16 protein-coding genes are annotated in these 17870 nt (G+C 66.4%); 9 read left to right on the forward strand and 7 right to left on the reverse strand.

Features of this window, described 5'->3' with window-relative positions:
* The first annotated feature begins 52 nt into the window (after positions 1 to 52).
* Positions 53 to 961: a DUF4333 domain-containing protein gene (locus tag CH302_RS07855; RefSeq protein ID WP_082323581.1), complete on the forward strand. Its 909-nt coding sequence runs from the start codon at positions 53 to 55 to the stop codon at positions 959 to 961.
* Between the two features lie 19 nt (positions 962 to 980).
* Here the strand turns inward: CH302_RS07855 and CH302_RS07860 are convergent, their stop codons facing one another.
* The gene (locus tag CH302_RS07860; protein WP_037189998.1) at positions 981 to 1958 is read right to left on the reverse strand and encodes a 5'-3' exonuclease; all 978 of its coding nucleotides are present in this window, start codon (positions 1956 to 1958) and stop codon (positions 981 to 983) included.
* 27 nt (positions 1959 to 1985) lie between these two features.
* On the opposite strand from CH302_RS07860, the gene CH302_RS07865 reads away from it, so the two are divergent.
* Positions 1986 to 3128, forward strand: a complete 1143-nt coding sequence (locus CH302_RS07865) for a M24 family metallopeptidase (protein ID WP_037189299.1) — start codon at positions 1986 to 1988, stop codon at positions 3126 to 3128.
* Positions 3125 to 3703: a nucleotidyltransferase family protein gene (locus CH302_RS07870; RefSeq protein ID WP_037189298.1), complete on the forward strand. Its 579-nt coding sequence runs from the start codon at positions 3125 to 3127 to the stop codon at positions 3701 to 3703. The genes CH302_RS07865 and CH302_RS07870 overlap by 4 nt, the downstream gene beginning before the upstream one ends.
* A gap of 21 nt (positions 3704 to 3724) precedes the next feature.
* Here CH302_RS07870 and CH302_RS07875 read toward each other — a convergent pair whose 3' ends face one another.
* Positions 3725 to 4138, reverse strand: a complete 414-nt coding sequence (locus CH302_RS07875; protein WP_037189297.1) for a TIGR03618 family F420-dependent PPOX class oxidoreductase — start codon at positions 4136 to 4138, stop codon at positions 3725 to 3727.
* 45 nt (positions 4139 to 4183) lie between these two features.
* On the opposite strand from CH302_RS07875, the gene CH302_RS07880 reads away from it, so the two are divergent.
* The 3 genes from CH302_RS07880 to CH302_RS07890 are packed head-to-tail and all read left to right on the forward strand — an operon-like array spanning position 4184 to position 6920.
* Positions 4184 to 4942: an SDR family NAD(P)-dependent oxidoreductase gene (locus tag CH302_RS07880; protein ID WP_037189296.1), complete on the forward strand. Its 759-nt coding sequence runs from the start codon at positions 4184 to 4186 to the stop codon at positions 4940 to 4942.
* Positions 4915 to 6171 carry a precorrin-6y C5,15-methyltransferase (decarboxylating) subunit CbiE gene (gene cbiE, locus CH302_RS07885; protein WP_230596207.1) on the forward strand — a complete coding sequence of 419 codons (1257 nt, stop codon included), beginning with the start codon at positions 4915 to 4917 and terminating at the stop codon, positions 6169 to 6171. The genes CH302_RS07880 and cbiE overlap by 28 nt, the downstream gene beginning before the upstream one ends.
* The gene (locus CH302_RS07890) at positions 6150 to 6920 is read left to right on the forward strand and encodes a cobalt-precorrin-6A reductase (RefSeq protein ID WP_037189295.1); all 771 of its coding nucleotides are present in this window, start codon (positions 6150 to 6152) and stop codon (positions 6918 to 6920) included. Before cbiE ends, CH302_RS07890 begins: the two co-directional genes overlap by 22 nt.
* On the opposite strand, the gene CH302_RS07895 is transcribed toward CH302_RS07890, so the two are convergent.
* From CH302_RS07895 to cobG, 3 genes are all read right to left on the reverse strand, one after another.
* Complete coding sequence (locus tag CH302_RS07895) at positions 6896 to 8389, reverse strand: precorrin-2 C(20)-methyltransferase (RefSeq protein ID WP_037189294.1); 1494 nt, start codon at positions 8387 to 8389, stop codon at positions 6896 to 6898. The genes CH302_RS07890 and CH302_RS07895 overlap by 25 nt on opposite strands.
* Positions 8386 to 9012, reverse strand: coding sequence for a precorrin-8X methylmutase (locus CH302_RS07900; protein ID WP_037189293.1), 627 nt, complete (start codon positions 9010 to 9012; stop codon positions 8386 to 8388). Before CH302_RS07900 ends, CH302_RS07895 begins: the two co-directional genes overlap by 4 nt.
* Positions 9013 to 9080: 68 nt before the next feature.
* A complete protein-coding gene (gene cobG / locus CH302_RS07905; RefSeq protein ID WP_052047553.1) occupies positions 9081 to 10211 on the reverse strand; it encodes a precorrin-3B synthase in 1131 nt (376 codons plus the stop codon).
* Positions 10212 to 10443: 232 nt separating this feature from the next.
* On the opposite strand from cobG, the gene cobN reads away from it, so the two are divergent.
* From cobN to CH302_RS07920, 3 genes are all read left to right on the forward strand, one after another.
* Complete coding sequence (gene cobN, locus CH302_RS07910) at positions 10444 to 14049, forward strand: cobaltochelatase subunit CobN (RefSeq protein ID WP_037189292.1); 3606 nt, start codon at positions 10444 to 10446, stop codon at positions 14047 to 14049.
* Positions 14050 to 14067: 18 nt separating this feature from the next.
* Positions 14068 to 14448, forward strand: a complete 381-nt coding sequence (locus CH302_RS07915) for a PPOX class F420-dependent oxidoreductase (RefSeq protein ID WP_037189291.1) — start codon at positions 14068 to 14070, stop codon at positions 14446 to 14448.
* 83 nt (positions 14449 to 14531) lie between these two features.
* A complete protein-coding gene (locus CH302_RS07920) occupies positions 14532 to 14957 on the forward strand; it encodes a VOC family protein (protein WP_037189993.1) in 426 nt (141 codons plus the stop codon).
* A 12-nt stretch (positions 14958 to 14969) separates the two neighbouring features.
* Here CH302_RS07920 and CH302_RS07925 read toward each other — a convergent pair whose 3' ends face one another.
* Positions 14970 to 16337, reverse strand: coding sequence for a metallopeptidase TldD-related protein (locus CH302_RS07925; RefSeq protein ID WP_037189290.1), 1368 nt, complete (start codon positions 16335 to 16337; stop codon positions 14970 to 14972).
* Entirely contained in the window at positions 16334 to 17860 is a 1527-nt protein-coding gene (locus CH302_RS07930; protein ID WP_037189289.1) for a TldD/PmbA family protein, read from the reverse strand. Before CH302_RS07930 ends, CH302_RS07925 begins: the two co-directional genes overlap by 4 nt.
* Positions 17861 to 17870: the final 10 nt, after the last annotated feature.

A 17870-nucleotide genomic window follows, 5' to 3' on the forward strand; every position in this document is an offset into this window, starting at 1 on the left:
TACGGGCGGGTTACTGTACCCCCGACGAATCCGAATTTTCAGTGGAGGCGAGATGAGCGGCCCATACGGTCCGAACGATCCGGACAACAGCTGGTCGCGCAAGCCCGATCAGCAGGACGGCGCCGCGAAAGACACGCCGGAGACGCAGCCTGGTGGTTCTTCGGCCGAGTCACAGACTCCGACGCCTTCGGCGTGGGGTCAGTACGGACAGCCGCCGGCCGCGCCCTACGGCGAACCCGGCCAGACGGCGTACGGGCAGAGCCCACAGCAGCCCGGCGGCCAGTACCCTCAGGGCCAATACCCTCAGGGGCAGTACCCCCAAGGGCCATACCCTCAGGGCCAATACCCACCCGCCGGCTATCCGCAGGGGCAGTACCCCCAGGTCCCGAACGCGCGGGGCGGCTATCCCCAGGGACAGAACCCCACCGCGCAGTACCCCGCCGGTCAACAGTACGGCGCACCCTATCCCGGTGCCGGCGCGCCTGCATCGGGCGATGCGGCATACCAGAACCCCTACGCACCACAGCAATTCGGTAGTGGACAATACGGGCCAGGGCAATACGGTCAGCAACCACAGCAGCCGTGGAATCCCAACCAGCAATATCCCAACCAGCAATATCCGAATCAGCAGGGGCCCGGGCAGCCCGGGGCCAAGTCGAAGACGCCCCTGATCATCGCAGGTGCCGTGGTCGCAGTAATCGCGGTGATCGCTGTGGTGTCGTTCTTCGCGTTCGGACGCACGACCACCCTCGATACTGCGGCGGCAGAGGAGGGCATTCGCACGGTCGTCACCGAGTCCTACGGTGCGTCCGACGTCTCCGGTGTGTCCTGTCCCCAGGACATCGAGGTCAAGGCCCGGACCAGTGTCGATTGCACCCTGACGGTCGACGGTTCTTTCAAGACGGTGACGTTGACCTTCCTCGACGACGACGCCAACTATGAGGTCTCTCTACCCAAGTAGACCCGTTTCGGTCACTCGGTCAGGTCGTCGACGCCGTGGCCGCCATCGCAGCGACGAGGCGGGCCACGGCGTTCTCGATACCGAGGGTCTCTGCGAGCGTGTTCAGCGCGTCGAGATCGGCGGGCTCGGCCGGAATCTCGTCGGACTTCGACAGGACCACATCGGCGTCGGTGACAACCCGGACGACGGGCAGCGCCGCGTCCAGGTAGTCGCCGGCATTGGCCAGCTTCGCTCGGATGCCCTTGGCCATGTCCGACGACGGGTCGAGTGCCGCAGCGCGCAACGCACCGACGGATTCGTAGGTCATCATCAGGCTCGATGCCGTCTTCTCCCCGATACCTTTGACGCCGGGCAGGCCGTCGGAGGCATCGCCGCGCAGCAAGGCGAGTTCCGCGTACGCCGCACCCGCTCGATGAAGTGGCACCCCGTAGCGCTCGGAAACCAGTGCGGGATCGAACAATTCGGCTTTGGCCAGCCCACGTCCCACGTACAGAACGCGCACCTCGTTCGGCTCGTCGGCGGCAACCTGAAGCAGGTCTCGGTCTCCACTGACCACGACCACGGGGTCCTGACGCTCGCGCGCGGCCAGGGTCCCCAGCACGTCGTCGGCTTCGAGACCGTCTGCGCCCGCGGTCGCGATCCCCAATGCGGCGAGCACATCCATGATCATGTCCACCTGCGGTGTCAGCGTTTCCGGAACTTCTTCGCTCTCGGCGACCTCCGGGGCAGCCTCGGCCACACGGTGCGCCTTGTAGGACGGCACGAGATCGACGCGGAACTGTGGCCGCCAGTCCAGATCGAGACACACGGCCAGTCGGCTGGGTTCGGTGCGCGCGATCAACGCCGAGATCATGTCGAGGAAGCCGCGAACGGCATTGACGGGTCGCCCGTCTGGGGCCGTAATCGACTCGGGCAGTGCGTAGTAAGCCCTGAACCACAGGCTCGCACCGTCGAGGAGCAGCAACGGAGACTTTCCGGGGGCGGTCATGGCGCTCATCTTGCCGTACGGCATTAGCCTGAAGGTATGAGTGTCGATTCTTCGGTCAGTTCCTCACGTTTCTCCAGCGATGTCTATGCGTCCAGGCTCGCCCGCGCGGCTCGCCTGACGTCGGAAGCGGGCTTGGATGCCCTGTTGATCACGCCGGGTCCGGATCTGCAGTACCTGATCGGCTCGAAGGCCAGCTCGTTCGAGCGTCTCATCGCTCTGGTGGTTCCGGCGGACGGCAGCACCCCCACGGTCGTCGTTCCGCGGCTCGAGCTCGCCGCGCTGGGTGATTCCGCGGCTCAGGAGCTGTCTCTGACGCTCGTCGACTGGGTCGACGGTGTGGATCCGTACGCACTGGTGTCGGCCGCTGTTCCCGGCGGAACGAGAACAGCCGTCGCCGACGCCATGCCCGCCCTGCATTTCGTGCCGCTGGCCGGTGTCTTCGGCACGGTCCCTGTACTGGCCACGGACGTGCTGCGCGAACTTCGTATGGTCAAGGATGCAGCCGAGATCGACGCGTTGCGGCGCGCCGGTCACGCCATCGACCGCGTGCACGCCCGGATGGGTGAATGGCTTCGAGTAGGCCGCACGGAAGCTCAGATCGCGTCGGACATCGCGGCCGCGATCGTCGAAGAAGGCCACACAGCACCGGAATTCATCATCGTCGGATCCGGGCCTCACGGTGCCGATCCGCATCACGAGGTATCCGATCGAGTAGTCGAGGCGGGCGACATCGTGGTGATCGACATCGGGGGACCCGTCGCACCGGGATACAACTCCGACTCGACCCGGACCTACAGTCTCGGCGAGCCGCAGGCGGAGATCGCCGAGCAGTACGCGGTACTGGAGCGGGCCCAGCAGGCAGCTGTCGATGCGGTGGTGCCCGGTGTCACGGCGCAGTCCATCGATGCGGCCGCCCGCGACGTCCTGGTCGACGCCGGTCTGGGGGAGGCGTTCCTCCACCGCACCGGTCACGGGATCGGCCTGTCGGTACACGAGGAGCCGTACATCGTTGCGGGTAACGACATCACGCTGACCGAAGGGATGGCGTTCAGCATCGAGCCGGGAATCTACTTCCGCGGACGGTGGGGTGCACGCATCGAGGACATCGTCGTGGTCACCGCAGACGGGTGCGAGTCGGTCAACCTCAGGCCGCACGGTCTGGCCGTCCTGCCGGTGTGACGCCACCGGACGAGACCGACTTCGTCTCGATCGTTCGATCCAATCCCGCTGTCGGCGAGATTCTTCGACGCGCACCGCAGCTCGGGCTGCCCGGGTGGTATCTGACGGCGGGTGGCCTCTTCCAGACGGTGTGGAATCACCTGGCCGGTCGGGATCTTCGTGCGGGTATCCGGGACTACGACTTCTTCTACTTCGACGACTCCGATCTGTCCTACGAAGCGGAGAACGAGGTGATCGAGTCCGCGGCCTCGGTGTTCGCCGACCTCGGTGTGGACGTCGAAGTACGCAACGAGGCGCGCGTACACCTGTGGTACGAGCAGCATTTCGGCTCTGCGATCGCGCCGTACCGAAGTACCGAGGATGCGATCGATCATTTCGTCTCCACCACGTGCTGCTTCGGCATCACCACCGACGAGGGCGGAACGGACGTCGTGTACGCACCGCACGGATTCGACGATCTCTTCGCGGGAATCGTGCGGCCGAACCCGCGGTTACCGATGCAGCACGTGTACGAGGCGAAGGCTGCTCGGTGGATCACCGAATGGCCGAACCTGACCGTCCTACCCTGGGCGTGAGGGTCGAGGAGGTGGCTCTCGTCAGCGATTCAGCAGCGAACGGCTACCCAGCACGCGCTGCACCTGTATCTCGATGACGACCCGGGTGGGGTTCTCCCTGGGTACGCGGTAGCGCTGCGCATAGCGGTTCTCCGCATCGACGACCGATTCACGGTCGTTTCGCACCGACGCGGGCCCCTCCAACGTCAGCCAGCGGGCGCCGTCGATCTGAGTGACCGCGGCGTAGGCGCCGCGACCGGCGTTGATCGCCTTCTGCGACACGTCGTTGGTGATGACCCGAGCACATCGGGATTCGGCATCGTAGGTGAAGCCGACGGCGACGACGTGCGGAGTTCCGTCGGGTCGCAGTGTCGTCAGAGTGGCCAGGTGCCGCTCGGCAAGGAATTCGAATGCGTCGTCGGCGAGGGCAGTCGCGTCTGCGGGGATGGCGGCCATGCCCCGACTGTAGTGAATGCGATTTCATCGGCAAGACTGGTCGGCGTGAGCAGACGAGGAGAACCCGCGGCCGGAACGCTGTTGCTGTTGGGCGGTCGCAGCGAGATCGGACTCGAGGTCGCTACCCGACTCGCGTCGGGGCGCACCGTCGTACTGGCCGCTCGACGCAGCACCGACCTCGATGCCCAGCAACGACGAGTGCAGCAGGCGGGCGCGGACGCCGTCCACACCGTCGAGTTCGACGCGAACGCGATGGACACTCACGCCGAGCTTCTCGGCCGGGTTGCCGAGCGACACGGTCCTGTCGGGATCGTGGTGCTGGCGTTCGGGATCCTCGGGGATCAAGCGCGTGCCGAGGACGACGCGCAGCACGCTCTCGACGTCATCACCACCGACTTCCTGGCTCAGGTTTCGGTGCTGACCCACGCCTCGAAACTGCTGCGAGCACAGGGGAGTGGCGACCTGGTCGTGTTCTCGTCGGTCGCGGGTGTTCGAGTGCGACGCGCCAACTACGTGTACGGATCCGCGAAGGCCGGTCTCGACGGGTTCGCCAGCGGACTGAGCGACTCACTGCACGGCAGCGGGGTGCATCTCCTGCTCGCACGTCCCGGATTCGTCATCGGTTCCATGACCGACGGGATGACACCGGCACCCATGTCGAGTACGCCGGATCAGGTCGCCGAAAGCGTCGTCGCGGCGCTGCGCAAGCGTCGGGCCAGCGTGTGGATACCTGGGACTCTGCGACCGGTGTTCTTCGCCATGCGTCTACTGCCGCAATGGCTCTGGCGCAGAATGCCGCGCTGATGGTGGCACCCGAGCCCACTCCGATCGTGGTCGTGGGAATCGGTGCGGACGGTTGGGACGGACTGTCTCTCGGTTCCCGCACGGCCGTCGAGCAAGCAGATGTGGTGTTCGGCTCCGCTCGCCAGGTCGCGGGGGTACGGGAGCACTGCACCGAGACCAGGACATGGCCCAGTCCGTTGGTGCCGAATCTGCGGCCGATGATCGACGCCTGCGCAGGTTCTCGCGTGTGCGTGCTGGCCAGCGGGGATCCGATGTTCCATGGCATCGGAGTGACGCTGGCGCGGGAGTTCGGTGCCGAGCGCTTGAGGGTGCATCCGGCCCCGTCCTCGGTGTCGTTGGCGTGTGCCCGGTTGGGCTGGGCGCTCCACCACACCACGACGGTGTCACTGGTGAACAGTCCGGCCGAGACGGTGTTGCCCGAATTGGCCGACGGTCGTCGGATACTGGTGTTGAGCCGGGGCAGCAGCACGCCGGGTGAGATCGCGGTGGTGCTGTCCGCCAACGGTTTCGGAGCAAGCGAGATGACGGTCCTCGAACAGCTCGGCGGACCGGCCGAGCGCATCGTCGGCGGGATTGCGCGAGAGTCGACGTTCGAGAGCGTCGACCCACTCAATGTCGTTGCACTGCTGTGCGTCCGAGATCCCGACGCTGCCCGCCACACCCGCATTCCCGGCCTGGCCGATTCCGCGTACACCGGGGACGGTCAGATGACCAAGCGGGAAGTTCGAGCACTGACACTCAGCGCGTTGGCGCCAGGGCCCGGAGAGCTGTTGTGGGACATCGGGGGCGGATCGGGAACCATTGCCATCGAATGGATGCGGACCGACGAATCCTGTCGTGCAGTGACGTTCGAGAGCTCGCAGGCCCGCCGTGAGCAGATCGAGACCAATGCACTGCATCTGGGAGTTCCGGGCCTCGTGGTGCACGGCGGTGCCCCGGAGAGTTTCGCGGTGGTCGCGGACGCAGACGCGGCACCGGATGCGGTGTTCATCGGTGGTGGGTTGACCGGCGCCGACATGCTCGAGGCGTGTTGGGCCGCGGTGCGCACCGGCGGACGAGTGGTAGCGAATTCGGTGACCGCCGAATCGGATTCGTTGTTGCTGACCGCTGCCGCGAGGTACGGCGGAGAGCTCCGCAGGTTCCAGATCTATCGCGGTGAACCGCTGGGCGCGTTCACGACGTGGAGACCGCAGCTGCCGGTCACACAATGGAGTGCGACCAAACGGTGAAAGTCCTGATTCTCGGTGGTACGACGGAGTCGCGGGCACTCGCGGCCGCTCTGGGCACGGTGCAGGGGATCGAGACGATCACCTCGCTGGCCGGCCGGGTCGCCGAGCCGATACTGCCCGTCGGGCCGACGCGAATCGGCGGCTTCGGAGGTCCGGATGCCCTTGCAGTGTGGCTGCGACACAACACGATCGACGTGGTGGTGGACGCGACACACCCGTTCGCCTCCACCATCGCAGCGCACGCCGAACAGGCCACTCGGGCAGCGTCGGTCGCGCTCCTGGTGCTGACGCGGCCACCGTGGACCGCGGGCGAGGGTGATCGATGGACCTCGGTTGCCTCGTTGCCCGACGCGGCGTCGGCGATCACCCCCGGCAGCCGGGTGTTCCTCACGACAGGCAGGCAGGGTGTTCACCATTTCGCAAGTGTCGATCACTCGTGGTTTCTGGTCAGGGCGATCGACCCTCCGACAGGTCCGGTGCCGCCGCACATGTCACTGCAACTGAGCCGTGGGCCCTTCGACGTCCACCACGAGTCGATGATGCTCGCAGACAACCGAATCGACCTGTTGATCACCAAGAACAGCGGCGGCGACATGACGCGAGCCAAACTCGATGCGGCACGTGCAGCCTCGATCCCGGTGCTGATGGTCGACCGTCCAGCATCACCTACTGCGGCACCGACCGTGTACGCGGTCGCTGCGGCCGTGGACTGGTTGACGAATCGCTATGCGCTGCCTGCTGATGGGTAGCGCCTGGACGTGAACACCTTCGGCCCGCTTCCCGTCTCCACCACCGTCGTCATCGACGATCCGATGATGAGCAGGCACCGCATGTCGATCGACTCCGGGTCGAGATCGCCGAGCGTCACGGTACGTACGGATTCCTGCGGGCTGCCCACGGCGCGTCCGATGACCACGGGGGTCTGCGGCGAACGGTGCTCGAGCAGAAGCTCTTTCATTGCCGCAACCTGCCACGTCCGCGACTTGGACGCCGGGTTGTAGATCGCGATCGCCATGTCGGCTCCGGCGACAGCCGAGAGCCGCGCTGCGACGACGTCCCAGGGCTTGAGGCGGTCGGAGAGGGAGACGACCGCGTAGTCGTGACCCAGTGGTGCACCCACTCGACTGGCGACGGCGTTGGCGGCCGTCATTCCGGGCACCACCCGCACCGGTACCGAGTTCCACTGCTGCTCGGCTGCCACTTCGATCACGGCGGTGGCCATCGCGAACACACCCGGATCGCCCGAGGAGACCACCGCTACGCGTCGGCCCTGCTTGGCGAGATCGAGTGCGAACGCCGCTCGTTCGGACTCGACCTTGTTGTCACTGGCGTGCCGAATCTGCCCGGGCCTCGGCGGTACCCGATCGATGTAGGTGACATAGCCGACCAGATCGGTGGCGGCGGCGAGTTCGGCGCGCACCTCGTCGGTCGTCCATGCGTCGTCGCCGGGGCCGAGGCCGACCACGACCACTTCTCCGGTGCCGGTGGGTGTTTCGGCTCGGTTGGACGGGCTCGGCACGACGATCATCGAGAAGTACGGCACGTTGTCGGCGTCGGCGGCGTCGAGTATTCGCTGCTGGGACGTGCTGGCGCGTTCCACGTAGCGCGCCTCGTCGAGGCGGCCGGAACGCTCGAGTGCCTCGAGCACCGTCGGGTAGGTCCGGCCCAGTTTCATGATGACGGCTGCGTCGGTGCCGCGCAGTCGACGCGTGAGTTCGTCTGCGGGCAGTGTGCCGGGAAGCACGGTGAACACTTCGTCTCGCTCCACGAGCGGAGTTGCCAGCGCGGCCGAGGCCGCGCTGACAGACGTCACGCCGGGCACGACCTCGACCTCGAAGCGATCGGCCAACCGTTTGTGCATATGCATGTAGGAGCTGTAGAAGAGCGGATCGCCCTCGGCGAGAAGTACTACGGAGCGTCCGGCGTCCAGATGGGTTGCCAGTCGTGCGGCAGCGGATTCGTAGAACTCGTCGATCGCACCCTGATATCCGCCGGGATGCGCCGTGGTCTCGGTGGTCACCGGGTAGACGAGATGTTCCTCGAGCTGCCCGTCCCGCATGTACCCGGCCGCCAGTCCGCGGGAGATGCTGCGACCGTGTTGTGCGCTGTGGAAGGCGACGACGTCTGCTTCGGCGATCACGCGAGCGGCCTTGACGGTCAACAGCTCCGGATCTCCGGGACCGACGCCGACTCCCCACAGTTTTCCGGTAGTACTCATTCCTGTTCACTCGCAATGGCATTGACAGCGGCCACGGTGATGGGGCTGCCACCACGTCTGCCTCGAACGACCAGGTACTCCACGCCGAGGTCGGCAGCGATCAGATCTTCCTTGGACTCCGCTGCTCCGATGAAACCGACCGGGCCGCCGACGATGGCCGCAGGCTTCGGCGCTCCGGCAGCCAGCATTTCCATGAGGTGAAAGAGCGCCGTCGGTGCGTTTCCGATAGCGACGACGGCACCGTCGAGCTTGTCGCCCCACAACTCCAGCGCCGCAGCGGTTCTCGTGGTGCCCATCCTTTTCGCCAAATCCGGTACCCGAGGATCGGACAGCGTGCACAGCACCTCGTTGTCGGCGGGCAGTCGGCGACGAGTGATGCCTGCGGCGACCATGTTGGCGTCGCACAGAATCGGCGCGCCCGCGTTCAGTGCCGCGCGAGCGGAGGTCACGACGGCTGGGGTGTACCCGATGGTCTCGGTCAGATCGATCTCTCCGACCGCGTGAATCATGCGCACGACGACCTGTGCAACGTCCGGTGCGAATCGAGACAGATCTGCTTCGGCTCGGATGGTCGCGAACGATTGTCGGTAGATCTCCGCGCCGTCGCGGACGTAGTCGTGCATGCGTTTCACGATAGGGGAGAGGGACCCCTCAGCAGAAAGCCGGTCTTACCTGCGGCCGAGGCACCCACTCAGGACACGCGGTAGCCGATTCCTGTCGCGATGACGTCGGTCACTTCGCCCTTGGGTCGTCCGCACCGCCGTTCGCACCCGGACCAGTGCTGCCGCTCGTCGCGCGGAGTCATCCGGGCATCGACTGCCGCGGAGAGGTCGGCTCGTACGTCGGCCAACGACTTCTCGCACCCCGGCGATCCGGTGCACGAGCTCACCCGAATCCACGGTGATCCCGCGTCGAAGATCAGTCCCATCGGGGCGAGTACGCGGACGACCTGTTCGGCCGGTTCCTCGTCCAGATCACACACGATCAGCGATCGCCACGGAGTCATGATCAGCGGGCGGTCGATGGCCGCGAGGAACTCGGCGAGCCGCGCTCCGAGCACGCCGTTCGCCAATCCCGCAGCCAGCGCCACCAGGCCGTCGTCCTGGTCGAGCCATCCGATCGGTGGCACCTCCACGGGCGCGGGCATCGACACCACTGGGCCGGCCGAGAGCCCGAGGCGGTCGACGATCCGGGCCGGTCCGTCGTCCAATTCGGCCACCCGCCACTGGGACTGCCGCAGCTCCACGAAGGCACCTGCGCAGTCCAGCAGCGTCGACACGACGCGGTCGCGGTCCACGCGAACGCCGCTGTCCCGGCCCGCCAACAGCACCGCGTAGGCCCCGTCGGACTGGGCGTAGGCACCGAAATCCGGTTCCAGTCCGCACAGGTCGCCTCGGCCGTCGTCGAGAGCGAACAGCGTCCTACCCGGCAGGTTTGCCAGATCGGGTCGCGCACGCAGGCCCTCGTCCAGCCCACCGACCAGGGCACGCACATCGGTGAGACCGCCCACCCGGCCCGACAGTGGGGAGGCGAGGATGTTGCGCACTCGCTCGTGAGTCGACGACGGAAGCAGCCCTGCATCGGCCAACCTGGTCGCGAAGTCGTCCGGGTCCGACACCGCGCGGACCTGGATGTTGCCCCGCGAGGTCAGCTCCAACGTGCCGTCACCCAACTCCGCGGCGGCCTGTGCCAACACCTGCATCTGCCCCGGCAGCAAAACCCCGCCCGGCAGGCGGACCCGCGCCAGCGGACCGTCCGCGGCCAGATGCGTCGTCAGCGCTCCGGGGCAGCCGTCGGGCACCGACCTCTCTGGCGAACTCATGGTCACCAGGCTACAAGCGCAACGGGTGGCCCGATTCCACGCTCGCCCCGGTAGCATTCGATGTCCACGGCTCCGGCCGAGAGGAAACCGGCGAGAATCCGGTACGGTCGCGCCACTGTGACGGCCTTCGATCCTTCGGGTCGGGGCTGGAGTCAGACCCTCTCGCCGACGAGTCGAAGAGCAGTTTTCACCGATTTTCAGGGGCGCGAAACCCCCGAGGAGGGCGTTACCCGTGTTCTTGTTGCTGTCCACGTCGGACACCGATCTGCTCAGCGCCCGTGCCAGCGGAGCAGACTTCACCTGGGGCAACCCTTCCCGGCTGCTCGCCGAGGACATCCCGGCGATGGCCGAGTCGGCCGAGTTGATCATCGTGCGCATCCTGGGCTCGCGACGGTCGTGGGAGTCGGGCATCGAAGCTGTTCTGGCGACCGGGCTGCCGGTCGTCGTGCTCGGCGGTGAACAGACACCAGACGCGGACCTGATGGAGATCTCGACGGTGCCCGCCAACGTGGCCGCGCAGGCGCACAACTACTTGGCCGAGGGCGGATCCGACAATCTCGAGCAGCTCTACAACTTCCTCTCCGACACCGTGTTGCTGACCGGCCACGGTTTCGACGCTCCGCGGCACCTGCCGACATGGGGCCACCTCGAACGATCGTCCGCTCCGCACTCCGCAGGTCCGACGGTGGCGATCCTGTACTACCGCGCCCAGCATCTGGCCGGAAACACCACGTACATCGATGCCCTCGCCACTGCAGTGGAGAACGCCGGAGCCACCGCGGTTCCGATCTACTGTGCCTCACTGCGCACGGCCGAACCCGACCTGCTCGACACTCTGAAGTCGGCGGACGCCCTGATCGTGACCGTGCTGGCCGCAGGTGGCACCAAACCGGCCGGAGCGTCGGCCGGCGGGGACGACGAGGCCTGGGACGTCGCCGAGCTGGCCGCACTCGACGTACCGATCCTGCAGGGTCTGTGTCTGACGAGTTCTCGCGCGACGTGGGCCGAGAACGACGACGGACTCTCCCCATTGGACGTGGCAACGCAGGTCGCCGTCCCGGAGTTCGACGGCCGACTCATCACGGTCCCGTTCTCGTTCAAGGAGATCGACGACGACGGCTTGACCACGTACGTCCCGGACCACGAGCGTGCCGCTCGGGTGGCAGGCATCGCAGTACGGCACGCGCGGCTGCGGCACATTCCGGCTGCCGATCGCCGTATCGCCCTGATGTTCTCGGCCTACCCCACCAAGCATGCGCGGATCGGAAACGCCGTCGGCCTCGATACTCCGGCGAGCGCGATCGCGTTGATGTCGGACATGCGCACCGCCGGCTACGACCTCGGACCGCTCGACGGCCCGGATTCGGTGCCGGGTCTGGCTGCTCGCGACGGTGACGCCCTCATCCATGCGCTCATTGCCCGTGGCGGCCAGGATCCCAACTGGCTCACCGATGCCCAGCTCGAGGGCAATCCCATTCGCATCTCGGCCGCGCAGTACGGCCGGTGGTTCGAGCAGCTGCCCGCGGATCTGCGCGACGGCGTGATCGAGCATTGGGGCCCGGCACCGGGTGATCTCTACGTGGATCGGTCTGCCGATCCGGACGGTGAGATCGTCATCGCTGCAATGCAATTCGGCAACGTGGTGATCATGGTGCAACCACCGCGCGGATTCGGCGAGAAGCCGGTTGCGATCTATCACGACCCGGACCTGCCGCCGAGCCATCACTATCTGGCGGCCTACCGGTGGATCTCGGCCACGCAGGCCGACGGCGGCTTCGGCGCGGACGCCATGGTGCACCTGGGCAAGCACGGCAACCTGGAATGGCTGCCGGGCAAGACACTCGGTATGTCCGCTTCCTGCGGAACCGATGCGGCCCTGGGAGACCTGCCGTTGATCTACCCGTTCCTCGTCAACGATCCAGGGGAGGGCACGCAGGCCAAGCGCCGAGCGCACGCCACCCTCGTCGATCACCTGATTCCGCCGATGGCGCGCGCGGAGAGCTACGGCGACATCTCCCGGCTCGAGCAACTACTCGACGAGCACGCGAACATCTCGGCACTGGACCCGGCCAAGCTGCCCGCCATCCGCCAGCAGATCTGGACGCTGATGACGGCGGCGCAGATGCACAAGGACCTCGGGCTCGAGGAGCGCCCCGACGAAGAAGTGTTCGACGACATGCTGCTGAACGTCGACGGGTGGCTGTGCGAGATCAAGGACGTACAGATCCGCGACGGACTGCACATCCTGGGCCAGGAACCCGTCGGAGACGCCGAGGTCGAGCTGGTGCTCGCGATGCTCCGAGCCCGGCAGATGTGGGGCGGAGAGCAGACGGTCCCCGGCCTGCGAGAAGCACTGGGGCTGAGCGAGGACGGCGACGAGGACCGTACTCGCGTCGACGCTGTGGAGGCCGTGGCCCACGGGTTGGTCGCGGCGATGCAGGCAGCGCAGTGGGATCCCGCCGCGGCTGCGCGGGTGGCCGGCGAGCACGGCGGCGTGGTCACACAGATTCTCGAGTTCGCCGCAGCCGAGGTCGTTCCGCGTCTGCGCGGGACCTCGCGCGAGATCGCCCAGGTGCTGCATGCGCTCGACGGCGGTTTCATCGCGGCGGGGCCGAGCGGTTCACCGTTGCGCGGGCTGATCAACGTGCTGCCCACCGGCCGCAATTTCTATTCCGTCGATCCGAAGGCCGTGCCCTCGAAGTTGGCGTGGGAGACCGGGCAGGCGATGGCGGAGTCGCTGCTCGCTCGCTACCGCCAGGATCACGGCGAGTGGCCGAAATCCGTCGGGCTGTCGGTGTGGGGTACGTCGGCCATGCGGACCTCCGGCGACGACATCGCAGAAGTGTTCTCCCTGCTGGGAGTCTCGCCCGTGTGGGACGAGGCATCGCGGAGGGTGACGCGCCTCGAGGTGATCGATCTCGTCGAACTCGGCCGTCCCCGCATCGACGTGACGGTTCGGATCAGCGGCTTCTTTCGCGACGCGTTTCCCCACGTGCTCGCATTGCTCGACGATGCGGTCCGGATGGTCGCCGCGTTGGACGAGCCGGCCGAGCAGAACTACGTGCGAGCGCATGCGCAGGCCGATCTTGCCGAGCACGGCGACGAACGACGTTCCACGACAAGAATTTTCGGATCCAAGCCGGGGACCTACGGCGCCGGGTTGCTTCAGCTGATCGACAGCAAGACCTGGCGCAGCGACGACGACCTCGCGCAGGTCTACACCACCTGGGGCGGCTTCGCGTACGGACGTGGTCTCGACGGCGTTCCGGCCTCGGACGACATGCGCACCGCCTACAAGCGCATTGCCGTCGCCGCCAAGAACACCGACACGCGAGAGCACGACATCGCCGATTCGGACGACTACTTCCAGTACCACGGCGGCATGGTCGCAACCGTGCGTGCGTTGACCGGAAAATCGCCCGAGGCGTACATCGGTGACAGCACCCGGCCGGAATCGGTTCGCACGCGCACACTGTCGGAAGAGACCGCGCGGGTGTTCCGCGCCCGGGTGGTGAACCCGCGGTGGCTCGAGGCCATGCGCAGGCACGGCTACAAGGGCGCGTTCGAGATGGCGGCGACCGTGGACTACCTGTTCGGCTACGACGCGACGACCGACGTGGTGCAGGACTGGATGTACGAGAAGCTGGCCGAGACGTACGTGCTCGACGAGCAGAACAAGAAGTTCATGCAACAGTCCAATCCGTGGGCCCTGCACGGTATCGCGGAGCGGCTGCTCGAAGCGGCCGAGCGAAAGATGTGGGCCGAGCCGAACAAGCAGGTTCTCGACGGCTTGCGCCAGGTGTATCTGGAAACCGAGGGCGAGCTCGAAGGCGAGTAGCGACGTACTCTGAGCGGTATGGCTGCCACCTTCGAAGACATTGCCAAGGGCAAGTACGTACTGCTGACGACGTTCAAGAAGGACGGCACCGGGGTGCCGACCCCGCTGTGGGGTGCTCTCGACGGGGATCGGCTGCTGGTGTGGACGGTGGCCGATTCGTGGAAGGTCAAGCGGATTCGGCGCAACCCCGCAGTCACCCTGGCCCCGTGCGACATGCGCGGTAACCCCCAGGGCGACGCGGTCGACGCACGGGCCGAGATACTCGGCGCGGCCCAGACGGAGAAGGCACGTGCAGCGATCGCGTCGAAGTACGGCATTCTCGGATGGCTCACCGTCAAGGGCAGCGTGCTCCGCCGGGGCAAGAGTGGTTCCGTCGGGCTGGCGATCACCGCCGCCTGAGAAGAACTCGGCACCATCGCTCGTATGCGCAGTTCCGAATGCTTCGTGAGGCAGCTTCCCCTGCTGCCGGAATGGAGCACCACGTGCCTATCGCAGTGACCGATTACAACCATGTTCGCCTCACCGTCAGCGACATCGACCGGTCCCGGTCGTTCTACGACTCGGTGTTCGGTTTCGACGTCGCCTACGCCTGGGATCCCGACGCGGACGAAGAGACCAAGAAGGCCCTCTGGTTCCTCTTCGGTGGCGTCATCTACAAATTCGGCGGCGGCCTGCTCGGTCTGCGCCCGGTCGCACCGAACGACGACACGTTCGCCGAAGACCGTTGCGGGCTCGATCACCTCAGCTTCACCGTCGACACCCGTGCAGCGCTGGAAGACGCCGTGAAGACGCTCGACGAGCTGGGCATCGCACACGAGGGCATCAAGGACGCAGGGCCCGGCATGTCCATCGTCGAGTTCAGGGATCCGGACAACATCGCACTCGAGCTCACCGGACCCGACAAGTAGTTCGGACCGGCCTTACTGGGCGGCGCTGACCGACGACATGTGAAAGTCGGGAATGCGCAGCGGCGGCATCGCCGTGCGAGTGAACCAGTCCTTCCACTCGCGCGGCAGTGTCGCCTCCGTTGCGCCCGCCTCGGTGACGCGGCGTAGCAGATCCAGCGGGCTCTCGTTGAAGCGAAAATTGTTCACCGCACCGGTGATTCGACCGTTCTCGATGGCATAGACGCCGTCCCTGGTCAGCCCAGTGAGCAGCAGCGAGGTCGGATCGACCTCACGGATGTACCAGAGCGTCGTCAGGAGCAGCCCGCGTTCGGTGTCGGCAACCATCTGATCGAGGCCGACGTCCGTGCCGCCCGTCAGAACGAGGTTCTCGCCCGGAACCGCGACAGGAGCGCCGAACTTTTCCGCCGCTGCACGTGGGTAGGAGAGGGCGGACACCGATCCGTCGCGGATCCAGTCGACGCGCTCGATGTCCATGCCGTTGTCGAACCCCGACACCGAATCACTCGACGACCCGGCCACCACGAACGGCGCGTACTCGAGTCCGGATGCGTGTGGATCGGAGTACAGGGTGAGCGGCAGATCGGTGAGTTTCTCGCCGACTCGCGTTCCACCTGCACGCGAGAGCGCGGTGCGGCCTTCCTGCGCTCCGCGGCCTTCCATGGTCCACATCAGGTAGATCATCAGGTCGGCCACCGCCGACGGGGGCAGCAGAGTCTGATAGCGACCGGCGGGAAGTTCGACGGTGTTCCGAGCCCAGCCGAGTCGGGTGGACAGCTCCGCCAACATCGCCTCGACCGACACGTCCTGGAAGTCGGTGGTTCCGGTGCCCACCCAGGCGCTCGCCCCGGAGCGCTTGCCGTTGATCTCGACCGATCCGGTGGGCTGCGTGAAGGTACGACGCACACCGGTCGAGGTTCCGAGCCAGACGTTGTCGACGGTGTGCTGCGCGAATCCGTACAACGTGTCCTCGCCGTCGAAACCGACGTTCAATTCCCTTGCCAGCGAGCCGAACACGTCGATCGACGTGTGTTGTGCTCGGCGGTCCCAGTCTCGCGGGTCCGAGGCCGACTCTCGAGGCAGCAAGGGCATCGCGTCGTCGGCGGGTTCAGCCGATCGCGCGGCCGCTTCGCTCGCACGTACCACGGCCTCGATGTCGTCCGGATCGACGCTCGTCGAAGACACGGTGCCGACTCGAACGGTGTCGGCCTCTCGCACGATCGAGATCACCTCCCAGCGCCGGGAGGTGGCAATTCCGTTGGTGGTCATGGAGTTTCCGGCCCACCGCAGTGTTGCGTCGCTGGAGTCGGTGACGATCACGATGGTGTCGTCGACACTCGCGCAGGCGAGTGCACGTTCGATCACGAGCTGCGGCGCGATCATCGACCTGCCTCCGATCGGGTGTTGAGGACGTTGACGCCGCGGAACAACGCGACGGGGCAGCCGTGACTGACGGCGGCCACCTGGCCGGGTTGGGCCTTGCCGCAGTTGAATGCGCCGCCGAGTCGCCACGTGGACGGCCCGCCGAGCAGTTCCATCGAGCCCCAGAACTCGGTGGTCGTCGCCTGGTACGCCACGTCACGCACCTGGCCGTCGAGCACGCCGTTGCGGATTCTGTAGAAGCGTTGACCGGTGAACTGGAAGTTGTAGCGTTGCATGTCGATCGACCAGGATTTGTCGCCGACGACGTAGATGCCGTCCTCCACCTCCCCGATGACGTCGGCGGTCGATCGATCGGTCTCGGGGTCGGCCTGCAGCGACACGTTCGCCATCCGCTGGATCGGTACGTGATGCGGAGAATCGGCGTACGAGCACCCGTTGGACCGCTCGAGACCGAGTTTCGGGGCGAACACTCGATCGAGTTGGTACCCGACGAGTGTCCCGTCGCGTACCAGGTCCCATCTCTGCGACGCGACTCCGTCGTCGTCCCACCCGATGCTGGCCAGGCCGTTGATCTCGGTCCGGTCGGCGGTGACGTGCATGATGGGCGATCCGTAGCGCAACGTCCCCAACTGGTCCGGGGTCGCGAACGAAGTGCCGGCGTAGGCGGCCTCGTAGCCGATGGCACGGTCGTATTCCGTTGCGTGCCCGATCGACTCGTGAATGGTGAGCCACAGGTTGGTCGGATCGATGACGAGATCGGTAGGTCCTGCCACGACGGACGGTGCCTTCACCTTCTCGGCCAGCCACTCGGGGATCCGGGCCAGCTCGTCGGCCCAGTCCCACGTGCTGTGCTCACCCAGGTACTCCCAACCTCGTCCGACGGGTGGCGCGAGGGTGCGCATGGTCTCGAATGCACCAGCGGATCGATCAACCGTGGTGGCCTCGAACTGGGGATGCAGTCGCACCCGCTGCTGCGTGATGCTGCTACCGGCCAGATCCGCGTAGAACGACTGCTCCTTGACCTGCAGAACCGAGGCGGTGACGTGATCGACGCCGTCCGACGCCGCCAGCCGGGACGAATACTCCGCCAGCAGTGCCACCTTCTCGGCGGTGGGTACCTCGAACGGGTCGATGCTGTACTCCGACACCCACGTCGCATTCGAGTACACCGGCTCGGAGGCGAGTTCGACGCGTTCGCGATTGAGCGTGCGCAGCGCGGTGGCCACCTCGACCGCACTGCGGGCCGTGGCTGCGGCTGCGTCGGTGCCGAGTTCGGCGTGCGATGCGAAACCCCAGGTGCCGTCGACCACGACCCGCACGGCGAGGCCGATCTCACCGGCGTCGATTGCGGATTGAACGGAGCCGTCGCGCAGCGATATGGACTGAGTCGTCAAGCGCTGCACACGAACATCGGCGTGCGTTGCCCCGGCCGAGCGGGCGGCGCTCAGGGCGGCGTCCGCGAGGGCCTGCAGGGGCAGAGCAAGGAAGTCGGCGTCGACCGATCGATCCGATTGTCTCGTCACGCCTGAAGAC

It is taken from the genome of Rhodococcus sp. 15-2388-1-1a, assembly GCF_002259145.1.
GTDB lineage: Bacteria > Actinomycetota > Actinomycetes > Mycobacteriales > Mycobacteriaceae > Rhodococcoides.